Source organism: Deinococcus arboris, assembly GCF_009755355.1.
In the GTDB taxonomy this organism is placed as follows: domain Bacteria; phylum Deinococcota; class Deinococci; order Deinococcales; family Deinococcaceae; genus Deinococcus; species Deinococcus betulae.
The window spans coordinates 49425-65613 of sequence record NZ_WQLB01000019.1; the positions used below are offsets into that span (position 1 = coordinate 49425).

Annotated in this window: 19 protein-coding genes and 1 tRNA gene; 9 read left to right on the forward strand and 11 right to left on the reverse strand. The window is 67.4% G+C overall.

Translation table 11 applies throughout. The features are described 5' to 3' along the window. The first annotated feature begins 43 nt into the window (after positions 1-43). The 4 genes from GO986_RS13820 to GO986_RS13830 all read left to right on the forward strand — a co-directional run bounded on the left by GO986_RS13820 (position 44) and on the right by GO986_RS13830 (position 2514). On the forward strand, positions 44-664 hold the full coding sequence (locus GO986_RS13820) for a nitroreductase family protein (protein ID WP_157459878.1): 621 nt from the start codon (positions 44-46) through the stop codon (positions 662-664). A 98-nt stretch (positions 665-762) separates the two neighbouring features. Then, the gene (locus GO986_RS22980; RefSeq protein ID WP_232337799.1) at positions 763-1113 is read left to right on the forward strand and encodes an alcohol dehydrogenase catalytic domain-containing protein; all 351 of its coding nucleotides are present in this window, start codon (positions 763-765) and stop codon (positions 1111-1113) included. A gap of 12 nt (positions 1114-1125) precedes the next feature. After that, entirely contained in the window at positions 1126-1734 is a 609-nt protein-coding gene (locus GO986_RS22985) for a quinone oxidoreductase family protein (RefSeq protein ID WP_369409377.1), read from the forward strand. Positions 1735-1974: 240 nt separating this feature from the next. After that, positions 1975-2514: a DUF1440 domain-containing protein gene (locus GO986_RS13830; RefSeq protein WP_157459879.1), complete on the forward strand. Its 540-nt coding sequence runs from the start codon at positions 1975-1977 to the stop codon at positions 2512-2514. Between the two features lie 482 nt (positions 2515-2996). Here the strand turns inward: GO986_RS13830 and GO986_RS13835 are convergent, their stop codons facing one another. From GO986_RS13835 to rpmB, 5 genes are all read right to left on the reverse strand, one after another. Then, a complete protein-coding gene (locus GO986_RS13835) occupies positions 2997-4637 on the reverse strand; it encodes an ABC-F family ATP-binding cassette domain-containing protein (RefSeq protein WP_198170688.1) in 1641 nt (546 codons plus the stop codon). A gap of 498 nt (positions 4638-5135) precedes the next feature. Continuing rightward, positions 5136-5945: a manganese ABC transporter permease MntB gene (gene mntB, locus GO986_RS13840; protein WP_157459880.1), complete on the reverse strand. Its 810-nt coding sequence runs from the start codon at positions 5943-5945 to the stop codon at positions 5136-5138. 126 nt (positions 5946-6071) lie between these two features. After that, positions 6072-6788 (reverse strand): manganese ABC transporter ATP-binding protein MntA, encoded by a 717-nt coding sequence (gene mntA, locus GO986_RS13845; protein ID WP_157459881.1) that lies wholly within the window; start codon positions 6786-6788, stop codon positions 6072-6074. A gap of 84 nt (positions 6789-6872) precedes the next feature. Then, entirely contained in the window at positions 6873-7778 is a 906-nt protein-coding gene (gene mntC / locus GO986_RS13850) for a manganese ABC transporter substrate-binding protein MntC (protein ID WP_157459882.1), read from the reverse strand. Beyond that, positions 7775-8020: a 50S ribosomal protein L28 gene (gene rpmB, locus GO986_RS13855; protein WP_157459883.1), complete on the reverse strand. Its 246-nt coding sequence runs from the start codon at positions 8018-8020 to the stop codon at positions 7775-7777. The genes mntC and rpmB overlap by 4 nt, the downstream gene beginning before the upstream one ends. A gap of 168 nt (positions 8021-8188) precedes the next feature. Here rpmB and GO986_RS13860 point away from each other — a divergent pair, with 168 nt between their 5' ends. Beyond that, on the forward strand, positions 8189-8611 hold the full coding sequence (locus tag GO986_RS13860) for a hypothetical protein (RefSeq protein WP_157459884.1): 423 nt from the start codon (positions 8189-8191) through the stop codon (positions 8609-8611). A 174-nt stretch (positions 8612-8785) separates the two neighbouring features. Here the strand turns inward: GO986_RS13860 and ribF are convergent, their stop codons facing one another. Then, positions 8786-9682, reverse strand: coding sequence for a riboflavin biosynthesis protein RibF (gene ribF / locus GO986_RS13865; protein WP_369409378.1), 897 nt, complete (start codon positions 9680-9682; stop codon positions 8786-8788). After that, the gene (locus tag GO986_RS13870) at positions 9679-10185 is read right to left on the reverse strand and encodes an NUDIX domain-containing protein (RefSeq protein ID WP_157459885.1); all 507 of its coding nucleotides are present in this window, start codon (positions 10183-10185) and stop codon (positions 9679-9681) included. Before GO986_RS13870 ends, ribF begins: the two co-directional genes overlap by 4 nt. A 57-nt stretch (positions 10186-10242) precedes the next feature. Here GO986_RS13870 and dgt point away from each other — a divergent pair, with 57 nt between their 5' ends. From dgt to GO986_RS13885, 3 genes are all read left to right on the forward strand, one after another. Then, complete coding sequence (gene dgt, locus GO986_RS13875) at positions 10243-11370, forward strand: dGTP triphosphohydrolase (protein ID WP_157459886.1); 1128 nt, start codon at positions 10243-10245, stop codon at positions 11368-11370. A 90-nt stretch (positions 11371-11460) separates the two neighbouring features. Next, positions 11461-11537: transfer RNA gene (locus GO986_RS13880), tRNA-Ile, on the forward strand. A gap of 120 nt (positions 11538-11657) precedes the next feature. Further along, positions 11658-12671 carry a threonine aldolase family protein gene (locus GO986_RS13885; RefSeq protein WP_157459887.1) on the forward strand — a complete coding sequence of 338 codons (1014 nt, stop codon included), beginning with the start codon at positions 11658-11660 and terminating at the stop codon, positions 12669-12671. Positions 12672-12876: 205 nt separating this feature from the next. Here GO986_RS13885 and GO986_RS13890 read toward each other — a convergent pair whose 3' ends face one another. The 4 genes from GO986_RS13890 to GO986_RS13905 form a co-directional block, all read right to left on the reverse strand. Next, positions 12877-13101 (reverse strand): hypothetical protein, encoded by a 225-nt coding sequence (locus GO986_RS13890; RefSeq protein ID WP_157459888.1) that lies wholly within the window; start codon positions 13099-13101, stop codon positions 12877-12879. A gap of 82 nt (positions 13102-13183) precedes the next feature. Continuing rightward, a complete protein-coding gene (locus tag GO986_RS13895) occupies positions 13184-13930 on the reverse strand; it encodes a chlorite dismutase family protein (protein WP_157459936.1) in 747 nt (248 codons plus the stop codon). Between the two features lie 104 nt (positions 13931-14034). Continuing rightward, the gene (locus GO986_RS13900) at positions 14035-15078 is read right to left on the reverse strand and encodes an aldo/keto reductase (protein WP_157459889.1); all 1044 of its coding nucleotides are present in this window, start codon (positions 15076-15078) and stop codon (positions 14035-14037) included. Between the two features lie 50 nt (positions 15079-15128). Beyond that, a complete protein-coding gene (locus GO986_RS13905; RefSeq protein ID WP_157459890.1) occupies positions 15129-15713 on the reverse strand; it encodes a hypothetical protein in 585 nt (194 codons plus the stop codon). A gap of 25 nt (positions 15714-15738) precedes the next feature. Here GO986_RS13905 and GO986_RS13910 point away from each other — a divergent pair, with 25 nt between their 5' ends. Then, the gene (locus tag GO986_RS13910; RefSeq protein WP_157459891.1) at positions 15739-16104 is read left to right on the forward strand and encodes a VOC family protein; all 366 of its coding nucleotides are present in this window, start codon (positions 15739-15741) and stop codon (positions 16102-16104) included. Positions 16105-16189: the final 85 nt, after the last annotated feature.

Consider the following 16189-nt stretch of genomic DNA (forward strand, 5'->3'; position numbering starts at 1 on the left):
ACACCGCTTGACTTTTCAAAGCACTCGGAATAACCTCCTGCCTATGACCGCAACCGCCACCAGAGCCCTGAGCGTCCAAGAAGCCATCGAAACCCGCCGCAGCATCCGCAAGTACGTGCAAGAGCCCCTGAACCAGGACGACCTGCGCGAAATCCTGCGCCTCGCCAGCCTGGCCCCCAGCGCCTGGAACGCCCAGACCTGGCGCTTTGCCGTGGTGCAGAACCCCGAACTCCAGGCCAAGCTGCAAGACGCCGCCTACGGCCAGGGCCAGGTCACGAACGCGCCCGCCGTCATCGTGGTGTACAGCGACATGGAAGACACCCTGAACACCGTGGAAGACACCGCGCACCCCGGCATGGGTGAGCAGGGCCGCACCGGCCAGCGCGCCACCTTTGACAACGTGTTCGGCAGCCAGCCCGTCGCGCAGCGCGGCGCCTGGGGCCTGAGCCAGGCCAACATCGCCTTTGGCTTCCTGATGCTGGCCGCCCGCAGCCTGGGCTACGACACCGTGCCCATGCTGGGCTTCCAGCCCGACAAGGTCAAAGAAATCCTGGGCCTGCCCGAGCACGTTCAGTTTGCCGGCCTGCTGCCCCTGGGCAAGCGCGCTGAAGACGGCTTTCCCCACCACCGCCACAGCGTCGAGCGCATCACCAAGTTCTACTAACCCCACACGGGAGGTCCGGGCCCACGCTCGTGGGCGCCTCCCAGCCAGTGACAGCCCGTTCCCACCTGTGGGGGCGGGTTTTGCTGTTTGCTGTCCTCATGAGTCATGCCATCACGGTGCAGGTCCACGGCGGCCCCGAAGTCCTGACCTGGCAGGAGCGCCCGTTGCCGCAGCCGGGTCCAGGGCAGGTGCGGGTGCGGGTCGAGGCCACAGGCGTCAATTACGCCGATGTTCTGGCCCGCCGGGGCGGGTATGGGCCAGGTGGACGGCTCCCCTTTGTGCCGGGCCTTGACGCGGCTGGGGTGGTGGACGCCCTGGCTGAAGAGGTCACGGGCCTGGCGGTGGGGCAGCGGGTGGCGTGCTTCGCCACGGGCGGCAGCTACGCCACCGAGGTACTGGCCCCGGCCACCTTCTGTTTTCCTCTGGCTGATGAAGTGGCTGCCGAGTAGGGCGCGGCACTGGTGCCTCTTTCGACCGCTTACGGGGTCTTGCAGGCTGCCGACCTTCAGCCCGGCGAAACGGTGCTGATTCACGCAGCGGGGGGAGGGGTCGGCCACCTGGCGGTGCAACTGGCCCTGGGCCAGGGCGCGCAGGTGCTGGCGGTGGTGGGCGACGAGGGCCGCGCCGAGTTCGTGCAGGGACTGGGGGCAGCGGTGGTGATTCACCGCCACCGTCAGGATTTCGCGGCCGAGGTGCTGGCCCATACCGAGGGACGCGGCGCCGACGTGATTCTGGATTCCATCGGAGGCGACACCGCCGAGCGGGGCCTGACCTGCCTGGCCCGGTTTGGCCGCCTGGTGACGTTCGGGCACTCGGGCGGTCGCCCTGGCCTGCTGCCCACGGCGCCGCTGCACCGCGAAGGCCGCTCGGTCATCGGGTACTCAAACGGCACCCTGCGCCAGCACCGCCCTGACCAGGCCCGCCGCGTGGCCCAGGCGGCGCTGGACACCCTGGCGCGGGGCGAGGTGCGTGTTCACAGCGGACTGCGGTTGCCACTGGCCCAGGCCGCCGAGGCCCACCGGCAAGCCGAGGCCGGCAGCATAAGCGGCCGGATAACGCTGCTGGCCTGAGTGCAGTCTTGCGTGCGATTGAGGCTCTTCCTGGGTCGCAAGTGGACAGGTGGGAAGGCAGAGCGGCTCCGACGAACGAAGAGTCGTTATAGCCAGCAGCCGCTTGGAAGAGACGGGTCGGCTCTTGCCTCAGGAGGCAACCAAACAACCATCCAAGGCGCAGAGGGTCACCCCCGGCCAGCGCTTGAGCCGTCCTTGAGCTTTGGCGGGCACCGGCGCCTGTCCACCTATGCTGGCAGGATGACCCTCAGACATCCTGTGCGGAGCCTGCTGGTGGGCGCCGTTGCTGGCCTGATCGGCGCGGCTGTGAAAGCCAAGGTTGAGCCTGCGCTGCAAACGCTGGCCGAACAGGCTTTTCCGCCCACGCCTGCCGAGAAAAAGATGGTGGGCGCTGATCCCACCGGACGCCAGGACCACATGCCGCCCGCCGAAATGGTGGAGGCTCTGGGCGAGCAGCTGACGGGCAAGACCCCGACTAAAGAAGAAAAGTTAGAGGGCCAGCAGGTCATTCACTACGCGGTGGGCGCGGCGCTGGGGGCCACCTACAGCGCCCTGGCGGCGACCCAGCCTGCCGTGACGCGCGGCCTGGGCGTGCCGGCTGGGGCAGTGATGTACGCCATGACCCACGCCAGCGCTGTGCCGGCCACCGGATTCCAGGCCTGGCCCTGGCAACTGCCTCGCTCGGCGGTGGTCTGGGAGGCCGCGTCGCATCTCGTGTTCAGCCTGACCACCGAACTGGTTCGCCGCTCGCTGGAAGCGGCGCTGGACCGGCTGGACTGAAGGGGAGGCATTGAGGTGTCTTGAGTGAAGTGCCGTAGGTCTTCACTTTCAGGGCAGCAGCGGTTGTGTCTGATACGGATTTCGATGGAATTGAGCAGCGTGCTTGATGAAATCCGAGTGGACTTGGAAAGCTGCGCAGCAGAGCGAGAGGGAAAAACGACGGATTGTGCGATCTGGAGGCCCAGACGGTACTTCTCAGCTGTGCCGTCGTGAAGAGGAGTGCGGATAAGGCCCCAGCAGGACTGGAGAGATAGGGACTCAGGCTGACTGTTCTGAGCTTTCCAGGCGAGACCTTGCAGCGCAGGTCAGCCGTCAGAGAGCGCGTCACCCGCTTGAAGGGCAGCAGAGGTGACGCCCTTTCCCTTCTTGCAGGGAACTCATGGCATGCCTCAAGCGCTGCAAGCGCTCAGGTGACAGCCCACTTCCGTTTCTTTGGCCGGCATTGAAGAGCCCTTCTGCCTGCTGCGCCGATGATTCATGACTTATCCGGGGTCCAGGTGCCCACCGACGACCACCTCAAGTTCCTTGACCTGGCCGCTCTCCACTTGCCAGCGGCGGGTCGCTACACGGCGGGTCAGCGCCCGGTCATGGGTGGCCAGCAGCACGGTACCGGGATAGTCGGCCAGCAGGCCTTCCAGCGCTTCAATGGCGCGCACGTCCAGATGGTTGGTGGGTTCGTCCAGCACCAGCACCTGGGCCCGCGTAACCCTCAGGCGCGCGAGGCTCAGGCGCGTGCGTTGCCCGCCGGACAGCGTGGACAGCGGAAACTGCGGGCCACCAGGGACCTGCAGCCCGGCCGCGACCTCATGCAGCTGATGAGGGGTCAGGGCCGGATTGGTCGCCAGCAGGGCGTCTCCCACTGTGGCCAGCCCGTACAATTCCTCGCCGCCTTGCCCGGCCACATACAGGGTCAGGCCCTGGCCCCAGCGCACTGTTCCACTGTGGGGAAGCTCGCCCAGCAGGGCGCGCAGCAGGGTGCTCTTGCCGCCGCCGTTGGGGCCGGTCAGGGCCACGCGGTCACCCCGGCGGACATGCAGGGTCACGCCCGACAGCACTTCCTTGTCACCGCGTGCCACGCTCAGGTGCTGTGCGGTCAGCACCTCGGCCGGGCCGGGAGGAGCGGGGGGCAAGTCCAGGCGCACGGCCCGGTGGTCGGCGTAGGGCTTGTCGACGGCGGCGTCCTCCAGGCGGTCCAGTTGACGCTCCAGCGCCCGCGAGCGGCCTGCCAGGGTCTTAGATACCTGGGACGCCTTGTTCTTGGCCGCAATCAGGGGCACGTTGCCCGCCCGGCGCAAGTTGAAGTGCCCGGCACTCTCGCCCGCCGCGCGCAGCCGTCCCTGTTCCTGGCGCAGTGCGGCCCGCTTGCGCTGGTAGGCGGCGTAGTCGCGCGCCTGGGCTTCACGCAGGGCCGCTTTCAGGGCCATCGCCTCGCTGTAGCCGCCGGGATACTCGTGCAGTTCGCCGCGTTCCAGTTCGGCGGTGCGGGTCGCCACGGCGTCCAGAAAGGCGCGGTCATGGCTGGCGAGCACAAACGCCGCCCCGGACGCCCGGAGCCAGCCTTCCAGCCAGGCGGCGCCGTCCGCGTCGAGGTGGTTGGTGGGTTCGTCCAGCAGATAGACCTCGGCGGGGTCCAGCAGCAGCCGCGCCAGCAGGGCCCGCCGGGTCTGGCCGCCCGACAGCTGGGTGGCCCGCGCCGCCCCGTCCAGGTTCAGGCCAGCCAGCACCGCGCCGGCCCGCGCTTCAAAGTCGTAGCCGCCGCACAGGCGGTAGTGTTCCTCGGCCTCGGCGAAAGCCTGAAAGGCTTCATCCGTTGCGGTGCCTAGGTCCGCCGAAGTGCGCTCGAAGGCGGCGCGCGCCTGCCGCAGGGCGGTGGGGGTGACGGCGTCCAGCATGGTGCCTTCTGCGGGGGTCTCATCCTGGGCCAGCAGCGCCACTCGGCCAGTGCGCGTCACTGTGCCTGCGTCGGGCGCGTCCAGGCCAGCCAGCAGCCGCAGCAGCGTGCTCTTGCCACTGCCGTTTTCTCCAATTAAGGCCAGGCAGTCGCCTGCACCCACGTCAAGCGTGACGTCCTCAAAAATCGTGCGGTCGGCGTACACACGCGCCGCTCCGGTGACTCTTAACATGCTTGTCTCCCTGCCAGAACAGGCCAGCCCGCGCAGGGCGGGCGGCAACGTGAACCGTGAATGCAGGGGTTACAGACGCAAGGGCAGGGCAGTCCTTTGAGTGGGCGGTGGGCCAAGCCTCTGCCACCAGTTTCCAGGGGAACAGGTCAGAGTGCTGCACCCAGGATACCGGTCGGCCGGGCGGGGCCGAATGCGCCAGTCTGCCTAGCGGCAAGTGTGGTGAGACGGATTCTGTCTGCTGTGCTAATAAGCCGGAACAGCACTGGATGGCCAACTGTAAGTCCGGGAGCCGTTTCACTGCCTCTCTATGGCCGGAGTGAATCGTTTACGCAGCACTGTTCACTCGGAGTTCCTCTTGTACAGCTTCCGAATGAATTGAGCACAAGGCCAGATGGAATCCGAGCAGACTTGAGAAGCGGCGCAGGAGAGCGGGAAGGAAAAGGTACGGATTTCGCGGTATAGAGGCGCAGACAGTGCCTTAAATAAGCGCAGTCCCTCTTACTCGCGCCGCCTGAGGAGCAGGGCCAGCAGAAAGACCGCCGTGTTCACCAATACGATGGTGGCGCCCGGCGCCGTATCAAGGCTGTAGCTCAGGTACAGGCCGGTGATGCCGCCCAGGGTGCCCAGCAGCGCCGCCAGGGCAATCATGGTCTTGAAACTGCGCGAGAGCAGCCGCGCGGTGGCGCTGGACGTGATCAGCAGGCTGACACTCAGGGTGGTGCCCACCAGCTGCACTGTCAGGACCACCACCAGACCAATCACAATCAGCAGCAGGCTGTCCAGGCGGCGCACCGGCAGGCCCACCGCGCGCGCCTCGGTAGGGTCGAACGAGGCCAGCAGCAACTCCTTTTGCAGCGCCAGCAGCAGCCCACCCACCACCACCGTTACCGCCAGCGCACCCCACAGGTCGGCAGGGGTGACGCCCAGGGGATTGCCAATCAGAAAGTTACTGAGGTCGGTGGTAAACGTGGGCGCGCGTGACAGCAGCACGATGCCCAGCGCAAACATGCCGACAAAGACGATCCCGATGGCGCTGTCCTGCTTCAGGCGGCTGCGCTGGCTGACGGCCCCGATGCCCAGCGCGGTCAGGACCGCTGCCGCCAGCGCGCCCAGCAGCAGGTTGCCTTTCAGCAGAAAGGCCGCCACGATGCCGGGCAACACCGCGTGGCTCATGGCGTCCCCGATGTAACTCAGGCCGCGCAGCACCACCCAGGCGCCCACCAGCGCACACAGCACGCTGACCAGCGCGACCGCCAGCAGCGCGCGCACGAAAAAGCCGAATTGAAGAGGGTCGGTGAGCCAGTCCATCAAGAGGAAGTGGAGAATGGGGAATGGGGCGTGGGGAAAGGCAGGGGGGGCAGAGAAAGACGGGTGGTTACTCTCCGGGCGGCCGAGCGGTGTCCATCACCTCTCAACCTTCTTCTCTCAGCGGCCTTATGCATGGGTGTGGCCCAGGTGGCTGGTGCTGAAGGTGGCCTCGATGTTCTGGGGCGTGTAAACCTGCTCGGGGGTGCCGTCGGCAATGATGCGGCGGTTGACCAGCACGAGGTGGTCGCACCAGCGCCGCGCCTGTTCGAGGTCGTGGGTGACCATCACCACCGCGCGCCCCTTGTCGGCCTGGGCGCGCAGCAGGGCCATCAGCTGCTCCTGGGTGGTCGCGTCCACGCCGGTGAGGGGTTCGTCCAGCAGCAGCAGGTGGCCCTGGCGGGCCAGCATCCGGGCCAGCAGCACCCGCTGGCGCTGCCCACCCGAGAGCGCGCCGATGTGGCGCCCGCGCAGGTCGTATACCCCCGTTTCCTTTAGCGCCGCTTCGACCAGTTGCCGGTCCTTGCGCCCCGGCCAGCGCAGCCAGCCCAGGCGGCCGGTGCGGCCCATCATGGCCACGTCCCAGACAGTCACCGGGAAAGCCCAGTCCAGGGTCTGCTGCTGCGGCACATACGAGATGCAGCCGCGCGCCGTGTGGCCGGGGTCAAAGCGCACCGCGCCGGTTGTGTCGGGCAGCAGGCCCACCAGGGTCTTCAGCAGCGTGCTTTTGCCGGCGCCGTTGGGGCCAATGACCGCGCTGAAGCTCCCGGCTTCAAAGCGCACGCTGGCGTTTTGCAGGGCCACCTGCGGCCCGTACGTGACAGTGAGATTCTCAACGCCCAGCATCGGCAGAGCATACCCCTTCGGAAAAGAAATGCGGAAAAAGGCGTCCCCACGTCGGGCGGGAACACCGCTTAAAGATGGTGACGCTTAGCCACCCTTTAAGGCCCGCACCATCGTGTCTACGTTGGCGCGCAGGGCCTTCAGAAAGGTATCGCCAGAACTGCCTTTGGGCCCCAGCGCGTCGGTGTAGAGGGGCGGAGCCACCCGCGCGCCGGTTTCGCGGGCGAGCGTCTGCGCCAGGCGGGCATTCACGGTGTTCTCGGTAAAAATGACGTGCGCCCCGGTTTTTTTCATGGTCTGGGCCAGCGTGGCCAGTTCGCGGGCGCCAGGTTCGCGCTCGGTGCCCACGCCGGGAATCACGGCCCCCACGACCTTCAGGCCGTAGCGCTCGGCCAGGTAATGCAGGCTGTCGTGGTTGGTCACCAGGATGCGCCGGGCCAGAGGCACGCCGGCAAACTGCTGTCTGGCGTAGGCATCGGCGGCAGCCAGCGCCTTCAGGTAGGCGGCGGCGTTGTTGGCGTAGGTGGCCTTGCCCGCCGGGTCCAGGGCGCCCAGGGCCGCCTGGATATTTTTGATGTACCCTGCGGCCAGCCCAGCGTCCCACCAGGCATGGGGGTCCAGAGCGCCGTGGTCGTCCTCATGGCTGTGCCCGGCTTCCGCCCCGTGTTCCGCCGGGTGCAGCTTGAGGCCAGCCGTCAGGACCTTGACCGGCACCTTCGGAGCGCTGGAGCGGAGCTTGAGCAGCCAGGGCTCCAGTCCGGCGCCGTTGGCAAACAGCACCCGGCTCTGGGCCAGGCCACGCACGACGGCCGTGCCCGGCTGGAAGGTATGGGTGTCGCCGCCAGCAGGGACCACGACATTGACACTGACGCGCTGGCCCCCCACGGCCCGCACGAAATCACCCAGGATGGTGGTCGTGGCGCTGACCTGCAGAGGAGCGGCGTAGGCGGGGCCCCCCAGCAGGGCCCCCAATGCCAGCGCAGTCCGCTTCATGCGAGTTCGATGCCCTTGAAGGGGCCACGGCTCAGGGTGCGCAGGGCGTTGGCGCTGAGCCAGACGGTCTTGACCACGCCGTTTTCGCGGATAGCTTTTTTGTGCAGGTTGGCCCTCTGGGTGCGCTTGGTGATGCCAGTGACCTTGCGGCCTACCCCGCCCTTGGCGCGGGCCTTGCCCCGGCGGGTGACGCTGTTGACCACCAGATTTTTCTTGCCTGTCAGGTAACATTCACGGCTCATACGGTTCTCCTTCTCGCACGCGGGCGGAGGTGCCCTGTGGGGTCACGCCCAGTGGACTGTGGGGGCTTCTAGCAGCCGGTGTGTGGTGCCTTCAACTGGGGCGATGCCCGGCACTCATCTCTCAGCGCCTCATCGCAACAGCGATAATGATATTCTATTCTCAGTAATATGGCAAGATTTCATGTCGTGCGTGGGTGCCCACTGACCGCCCAGTTCTGGTTTCTGGGGGTGGACGCCCGGCAGGGGGACCTGAGCCTGCGGGGCTTTCGGAAGGCGCCGGCGGCGCAGGGCAGCAGTCTCTACACGCTGGACTGTCTGTCGCTGCACAGCGCGGGCCTGACGCTGCTCACCCCCTCTGGGCCGCTGCATTTTGGCCGCCGCACACAGACCTTCACGCTGGGCGACACACCTGTGCCGCTGGCGCTGGGCCGCTGGCAGGTGCGCGCAGCCCTTCAGGCCCACGAGCAGTGGGTGCAAGGCCGTTACGGGCCGGGTTACCGGGCTTCGCTGGTAGAAACCCTGCGGCCACCGCGTCCGGTGCGCGCGGCGCTGCCGGCCTGGCGCGAGTGGCAGCGGCTGGGATCAGCCTGATCCCAGGGAACCTCTCTGGCTCCTCACTGCTGCCGGGCGAAGGAGGTGGACCTCACTCAGTCGCGGCGCCTCAGTGCAGGTTCATGGGCGTCCCGTAGGGCACGCCTTCTCTACAGGTGTACTCGGCCGGCTGGCCGTGACGGCCGCGCTTGTCTCAGACTGTGCCTGTTCGCTTCAGCGCACATCCTTGAGGGCTTCGTGGGCGGCCTCGGCGTCTCTGGCAATCTGGGCCTTGAGTTCGTCCAGGCCGGCAAACTTCTGCTCGCCGCGCAGCCTCGTGAAGAACTTGACCTGCAATTCCTCGCCGTACAGGTTGCCCCCGAAGTCGAACAGGTGCACCTCAAAGCGTCGGGTGCGGCCCTCCACGGTGGGCCGGAAGCCCACGTTGGCCACGCCATGCCAGCGGCCGTGGTCGCCCTGCACCACCACGGCAAACACGCCCAGCGGCAGCGCCTTGCCGTCCGGCACCTGAAGGTTTGCGGTGGGCCAGCCCAGGGTGCGGCCCAGGCGGTCCCCCTGCACCACCACCCCCTGCGCGTCGTAGTGGCGGCCCAGCAGGCGGCGGGCGCCGTCCACATCCCCGCTCCGCAGATATTCGCGCACCCGCGTGCTTTTGATGTCCTCGCCGCCCAGGCCGTGAATGGGCACCACCACGACCTCGGGGGCCACGGTTTTCAGGTCCTCCACGCTGCCCGCCCGGCCCCGGCCAAAGTGAAAGTCCTCGCCCACCACAATCGCCTGCGGGCGCAGGGTGCGCAGGTCATCTAAAAAGGCGTCTTTGGGCCGCGCGGCAAACTCGGGAGTAAAGGCCGCCGCAATCGTCTCGTCTATCCCGTAGCGCGCCAGCAGATCGAGCTTCTCGGGGAGGGTCGACAGAAACTCGACGCCCTGCGTCAGCACGCGCGTGGGCGGGTCGAAGGTGTAGACCACGCTGGGGACGCGGTGTTCGCGCGCCTTGGCCTTGAGCTGGGCAATCAGGGCCTGGTGCCCCAGGTGCATCCCGTCAAACGAGCCGATGGCGACGGCGGTGGCCGTGTTCGGTCGCTGGGCCGGGGAAACGTAGGTTTTCACGCGCGCTCCGCCAGGCGCTGCAGGGCAAACAGCGCCGCCGTGACGGTGGAGGCGCTGCCAGCCACCGAGCCGTCCCGCAGGCCGGCCAGCACCTGCGCGGGCGGCTGCCACACCACCTCCAGACCTTCCTCGTCCTCGTCGTGGGGCAGTTTGCTGGGGCGCAGGTTGGTGGCCTCAAAGACGTGCAGCGCTTCGTCGCAGAAGCCGGGGCTGCTGTAAAAGTGCGTCAGCAGGGTCATGTCGCCGTCCAGCCCGGCCTCTTCCTGAAGTTCCCGCCGGGCGGCTGCTTCGGGGGTTTCGCCGCCGTCTATCAGGCCGGCCGGCGCCTCTAGGGTGACCCGGCCCACCGCCCGGCGCTGCTGGCGCACCAGCAGCATCTCTCCGTGCTCGTTCAGGGCCAGCACCGCCACGGCGTCGTCGTGGCGCACCACCTCCCACTTGCCGTCCAGCACCTCCAGCCGCACGATATGGCCGTCGTAGATCACCCGCGTGTCGCTGCTCATCTTGCGGCAACTGTAATGCACGGCCCGCCGGACCGGGCAGCGCCCTACACTGCGGGCATGGTCACCCGAGCGGAGCTGGAGGCGCGCGAGGCTGCGGCGCTGGCCCCCTACGCCACCCTCAGCCGCGCCGCCACGCGCGAACACCCCGAGCGCGAAAGCGAGACCCGTACCGCCTTTCAGAAAGACCGTGACCGGGTGCTGCACACCACGGCCTTCCGCCGCCTGGAGGCCAAGACGCAGGTGTTTCTCTCGGCGGCGGGCGACCACTACCGCACCCGCCTGACCCACACGCTGGAGGTCAGTCAGGTGGCCCGCAGCGTGGCCCTGACGCTGGGCCTCAACGAGACCCTGGCCGAGACCATCGCCCTGACGCACGACCTGGGGCATCCTCCCTTCGGGCATGCGGGCGAGCGGGTCCTCAATACCCTGATGGCCGGGGACGGCGGCTTTAACCACAACACCCAGGCCCGGCGCATTGTCACCGAACTGGAGCGGCCCAAGGGTGAATACGCCGGTCTGAACCTGACCCATGACACCCTGGACGGCCTGAACAAGCACGACCGCGCGGGCCTGAGTCGCCCCAGCCTGGAGGCGCAACTGGTGGACGCCGCCGACGCCCTGGCGTACACCGCGCATGACCTGGACGACGGCCTGCGCAGCGGCCTGCTGACCCACGCAGGCCTGCGCGAGCTGCCGCTGTGGCGCGACTTGACGGCGGGCGCAGGGATAGAGGGCGACACCCTGACCGAGCAGGGGCGCCGGACCCTGCACCGCCGCCTGCTGGGCACCCTCATCCGTGATCTGACCCAGGCCAGCCACGCGGCCATTGTGGCCAGCGGCGTGGACAGCCCAGGGGCCGTGCGCGCGCACGCCACGCCGCTCATCACCTACAGTCCCCAGATGCGCGGCTGCCTGCGCGAAACCGGCGCCTACCTGCGCGAGAATCTGTACCGGCACTGGCGCGTGGAGATGCAGGTGGAGCAGGCCACCCGCACCCTGACCACCCTGTTTGAAGCCCTGGTGCGCCGCCCCAGCATGCTGCCCCCCAGCTTCCGCGCCCGTGCAGAGCAGGGCCTGCCGCGCGCCGTCTGCGACTATCTGGCGGGCATGACCGACCGCTACGCGTTGGACGTTCACGCCAACCTGACCCCGCCGGTCGGCACGCCGGGGCTGTGGCTACGCTAAAGAGGCGGGGGCGCAGGCGTTGACAGTCCCGGGCGGCCCTGGTACATTTATGCCCGCCTGCCCGGTAAGGGTGAGCGAACAACAAGGTGCGCGGGTGTAGCTCAGCTGGTTAGAGCGCACGCCTGATAAGCGTGAGGTCCCCAGTTCAAGTCTGGGCATCCGCACCAAAGAGCCCCGCCGCGCGCGGGGTTTTTCGTTGTCTCTCTTTCTCTGACGGTTTAATTCCTGAGCCCTGCCGGCTGGACGACACTTACCCTCCTGGAGCTTCTGCGCGTAGCATCCAGCGCATGACCTTGCCCGTTCTGGCTGACCTGCGCTCGGATACTGTCACTACGCCTACGCCCGCCATGCGCGAGGCGATGGCCCAGGCCCCGGTGGGCGACGATGTCTACGGTGAAGACCCCACGGTGAATGCCCTACAGGCCGAGGTCGCGCGCTTGACCGGGCACGAGGCTGGCCTCTTTATGCCGTCGGGCACCATGACCAATCAGGTGGCCATCGCCCTGCACACCCGCCGGGGCGAGGAGGTCATCTGCGCCGAAGGCTCGCATATTTACGAGTGGGAACTGGGCATGATGGCCACCTTCAGCGGCGTAGTGCCGCGCTTTGTGCCTGCGCCGCTGGGGGTGCCGGCGCCAGAGGATGTGCGCGTAGCAGTGCGGCGTAGTGTTCACCAGTCACCCAGCGGCGTGATCGTGCTGGAAAACACCCACAACAAGGCCGGGGGCACCATCATTCCGCCAGAGGTGCTACACCAGATTCGTGCGGTCGCCACTAAGGAGGGGTTGCCTTTCCATCTGGACGGCGCGCGCGTCTACAACGCGGCGGTGGCCCTAGGTGTGGAGCTGCATGAGATAACCGGAATGTTCGACACGGTCAGCGTGTGCCTCAGCAAAGGTCTGGGGGCTCCGGTGGGCAGTGTGCTGACCGGCTCGGCCGCTGCCATGAAACAGGCGCACCGCTACCGCAAGATGATGGGCGGCGGCATGCGGCAGGCCGGGGTGCTGGCCGCCGCCGCGCTGGTGGCCCTGCGCGAAGGCCCCGCCCGGCTGGCCGAGGACCACCGCCGCGCCCACGTGCTGGCCGAAGCCCTAGTGAATGCCGGCTTTGAGGTGAACCTGGCGGCCGTGCAGACGAACATCGTGTATGCCGCGGTGCCGGGCGCGGCGGGCCGTGCGGCGGCCTGGGCACAGCGCGGCGTGCTGGCCAACGCCCTGGGCCCAGAGTCGGTGCGCTTTGTCCTGCACCACCAGATTGACGATGAAGCCCTGGACCGCGCGCTTGAGGTGCTGACGGCCTAAGCGGGCATTCGGGCCAGGGAGAGGCGCCCGCAAGCCTCTACATGGAGCAGGTCGCTCGTCCGGCTAGATGAGAATCCAGGCTTGTGGGAGCGCCTCAACGCGGTGGCTACCGTCACGAACTGACAGAACGGTCCCGCGCCGCTGCCAGGGGCGCGAACCGGGTGCCTGCCCGAACAGCCTGGGCCAGTGTGGCTACACGGTCTGACTACCGCTCGACAGGCTCGTGGTATTCCATCTCGGGTTCGGGTCCACAGGCCTGCCGAAGGGAATGGACAGGCACCCGCTGCGGCGCCTCCCAGCGGCGCGGGGCCAGTTGCAGACCATCGGCCAGAGGCACATTGCCGCCGGGTTGCCGCAGCCAATCGTCCACCCACGCGCCGACCTCGTGCGGCTGAAGACGGGGCACCTCGAAGACTTCATGGGGCGGCATGGCGGGGACCAGTGTGGCGTCCAGGGTCAGAAAAAATCCACCCCAGGCGTTGCCCCAGGATGGACCGCTGCATAGACTGGCTTCAGCCCAGGTCGGCCAGCACCTCACTCAAATCCTTTTTCACACAGGTGAACATCGGCGTGTCTTGCAAGGTGTACATGCTCGCTTCGGTGTAGCGCAGGCGGTGAACGAGGTCCACAAATTCCTGCGGGTGGTCGGAGTCAAAGCTCACCACGAATTCCTGGTCGTCGATGCCGTAGGAATAGCTGGTGTTAATCCGCACACCCTTAAAGGGACCGCTGGCGAAAATATGCTCGTCCATCATGCCCTGGCGGCTGTGCGGCGTCAGGTCGTACCAGGCGCGCGTCTTGATAAACGGGTAGATGAACAGGAACTTGCCCTGCCCCGGCAGAATTTCCAGGCCGTGCCCGCTGCCTTCCACGCGGTTGACGTACTGGCTGCGCTTGTTCATGGACACGAAGTTGTACGGCTGGGTCAGGTAGCCCATCAAGCGGGTGCGGTTGAGGCGGCCCTGGGCTTCCTGAAACTCGCGCACGTCAAAGGCGATGCGCCACAGCATGAAGTCCACGTCGCCGCGCACTCCCACCAGCGAGTAGGGGCGCTGAATCAGACCCTTCTCGACGGGGGCGTCCTCCACCCAGCCCTGGGCGGCGGCCAGAAACTCGGCCCGGATCTCCTCACGCTCGCTCTGGGGCAGGCGGCGGAAGGCGGGGTCCAGTTTGAAAAAGGCGTAGTTCAGAAACTGCCGCTGGGCGCGGTCCGGTTCTCTCTGGGTCACCTGGCCGCTGGGGTCCAGGTCTACCATCATTTTTGGGCGACCACCCGGCGCGCCTGCCGGACGCCCACCCGCAGCGGGCGGTGCTCCCTCGGGGCGCTGGCCTTCTGGACGCTCGCCGCTTACGGGTTCACCACTCACTGGGCCACCGCCTGACCGCGCAGGTCGTGGGTCAGGCCAAAGTTGGCGCGGTAGAGGGTCTGAATGGCGTCAAATTCCTCATCGGTCAGAGGCGCAGCGTCAAAGGTGGCGGCGTACTCGCGCAGGCCGTCCGAGGAGTAGATGTTGGGCAGCACGCTCGCCATCGCCGGAGAACGCAGCGCAAATTGCAGCGCCAACTGGCCGATGGTCCGGCCTTTGCCGTCAATCACGGCGTCCTGAAGCTGCTCAACCTTCTTCAGGCCGTCTTCCATCCAGGCTTTGCGGCGGGCGTTGGTGGTCATGCGCCAGTTGCGGTGGTCGCCGGGCTCAAACTCGGTCTCCAGGCTCATGTAGCCTTCCAGCAGACCCGAAGCGTGTGGCACGCGGGCCATCATGCCCACGCCGACTTCCTCGGCCACGGGCAGAATCTGTTCGCCCAGCAGCTGCTCCAGCAGGTTGTAAATAATCTGGGTGGGTGCGCGGCGATCCCGCACGCTGGCAATGCCTTCTTCAATCTGCCGCTCGTTCAGGGCCGGGCCCAGGGCCGTGCCGTAGGCCCGGATCAGCCCTTCGGCTTTGGCCTTGTCCAGCTCGGCCCATAGGTCGTCTGCGAGCGCCGTTCCGGGTGCAATGGCGTCCATACGGGGGTTGTGCAGCTGGTAGTAGTCAATCCGGTCAGTGCCCAGGCGCTTGAGGCTGCCTTCCAGGGCGCGGCGCAGATGCTGGGGGGACCAGTCGTGCGGGCGCTCCTGCTGGCCGGCGCGTTCGGGGTGGTTGTAGATGTCGTAGCCGAACTTTGTGCCAATGACGATCTGGTCGCGCACATCGGCCAGGGCTTCGCGCTGCAACTCTTCGGCGCGGCCCGAAGCGTAGGTGTCAGCGTTGTCAAAGAAGGTCACGCCCAGGTCAAACGCTTCTCGCAGCAGCGCCTTGCCCATGCCCTCGTCCTTGACGCCCCACCAGGTCGTGCCCACGGTCCACACCCCGAACCCCACCGCACTGACGGTCAGGTCGGTGCCCAGCAACTTGCGGTATTCCATGCGCGCACTATCTCACTGCCCGGCGGGGATGGTTGCCCCCGAACGACCGGTCAGGCAGGGGTAGGGACAGGGAAGAGGAGGTGGGTGGTCGGCAGGGCAACAGTGAGGAGGGGGCGACCTGTTTCGAGGGCCGGATGCAGGGCTGCCCCTTGAATCACGCTGAGCCGGGCAGGTCGCACGCGCCCGGTCATGTTCACCTGGGTCAGCCACCAGCCGGCCTGACCGTCCAGGCGCGGCTGGGCGAGTGTGCGCCGGGGGGCCGGAACGAGGCCAGTGGAGACCGGCAGCGCCGGCCCGAACTGCTGAAAGGCCAGGTGGGTCAGCAGCTGTCCGTCCTCCCAGACCCGCACCTGGCCCCTTTCCGGCGTGCCCTGCCACTCGAAACGCGCCAGCGTCTTGGGAATGCCCCAGTTGGCCCGGCCCCACGTCACGCTCTGCGGCGTACTAACGGCAATGCGCGTCACCTGCGGGCGCGGTCCGGCGGGGCTGGGGGCGCCCAGCGTCACCCACATCACCTCGTCGTAAGGGCCCACCGGCGAGGCCGCGTAGCGCAGCAGCAGGAGGGCGCCGGGGTCCGGGCGGCCATAGACGGCCACCAGGGCCTGACCACGCAGCCGCCAGGGTGGGGGAGACATGCGCCCCACCGTATAGCCTGGGGCGATGCTCAAGCACGTTTCGTTTCTGACCCGCGACCTGGCGGCCACACTGGCGTTTTACGTTCGTCTGGGCGGCACCGTAGAGAAGCAACTGACCACGCCTGAAGGCTACGGCCGCGCGGTGGTCTGTCTGGGTGAAGGCCGCTTGCAATTCTTCGAGGTGACAGGAGAGGGGCCAGCGCCACATCCTCACTGGGCTGAACATATTGCCCTGCACGTCGTTGGCCTTAGCGATCTGCTGCCTATGCTGCGGGCGCAGGGCGTCACCGTCACCCGCGACCTGCAGCCCAGCCCCAGTGGCCGCGACATGGCCTTCGTGCTGGACCCTGACGGGCGGCAGGTGGAACTGCTGGAAGCGTCCGGGGGGTAAAAGGGCTGGGCTGACAGCGGTCTCCAGGACAAGTGAAGCTCTTGGCCCCCCGCTATTTTGGAGTGACTGCCGAAGAGAACGGCCT